Source organism: Streptomyces sp. NPDC006733 (genome assembly GCF_040636125.1).
In the GTDB taxonomy this organism is placed as follows: domain Bacteria; phylum Actinomycetota; class Actinomycetes; order Streptomycetales; family Streptomycetaceae; genus Actinacidiphila.
The window spans coordinates 1-1,026 of sequence record NZ_JBEYJD010000126.1; the positions used below are offsets into that span (position 1 = coordinate 1).

General features: G+C 68.2%; 1 protein-coding gene. It reads left to right on the plus strand.

Translation table 11 applies throughout. The annotated features are described in order from the left end of the window. On the plus strand, positions 1–1,026 hold a 1,026-nt coding region (locus tag ABZ721_RS40945), incomplete at both ends, for a 3-deoxy-7-phosphoheptulonate synthase class II (protein ID WP_358793927.1).

Consider the following 1,026-nt stretch of genomic DNA (forward strand, 5'->3'; position numbering starts at 1 on the left):
ATCCCTTCCCGCGGCGCAGCAGCCCGAGTACCCCGACTCTGAGGCGTTGCGCACTGTGCTCGCGGAGCTTCAGTCGTATCCGCCGCTGGTGTTCGCCGGGGAGTGCGATCAGTTGCGTTCCCGGTTGGCGGCGGTGGCGCGGGGTGAGGCGTTCCTGTTGCAGGGCGGGGACTGTGCGGAGGCGTTCGACGCGGTGTCGGCGGATCAGATCCGCAACAAGCTCAAGACGCTGCTGCAGATGGGTGCGGTGCTCACGTACGCGGCGTCGGTGCCGGTGGTGAAGGTGGGCCGGATCGCCGGTCAGTACTCCAAGCCGCGTTCGAAGCCGACCGAGACGCGGGACGGGGTGACGCTGCCGACGTACCGGGGGGACTCGGTCAACGGGTTCGCGTTCACCGAGAAGGAGCGGGTGCCGGATCCGGAGCGGCTGAAGCGGATGTACCACGCGTCGGCGTCGACGTTGAATCTGGTGCGGGCGTTCACCACCGGTGGGTACGCGGATCTGCGGCAGGTGCACGCGTGGAACCAGGACTTCGTGAAGTCCTCGCCGTCGGGGCAGCGCTACGAGGCGTTGGCGCGGGAGATCGACAACGCGCTGAACTTCATGGCGGCGTGCGGGACGGATCCGGCGGAGTTCCGGACGGTGGAGTTCTACGCCTCGCACGAGGCGCTGCTGCTGGACTACGAGTCGTCGCTGACGCGGGTGGATTCGCGGACCGGGGCGTTGTACGACACCTCGGGGCACATGGTGTGGATCGGGGAGCGCACCCGGCAGTTGGACGGGGCGCACGTCGAGTTCGCGTCGAAGATCCGCAATCCGATCGGGATCAAGCTGGGTCCGACGACGACGCCGGAGGAGGCGTTGACGTACGTCGACCGGCTGGATCCGGAGCGGGAGCCGGGGCGGCTGACGTTCATCGTGCGGATGGGTGCGGACAAGGTCCGTGACAAGCTGCCGGTGCTGGTGGAGAAGGTCACCGCGTCGGGTGCGCAGGTCGCGTGGGTGACCGACCCGATGCACGGCAA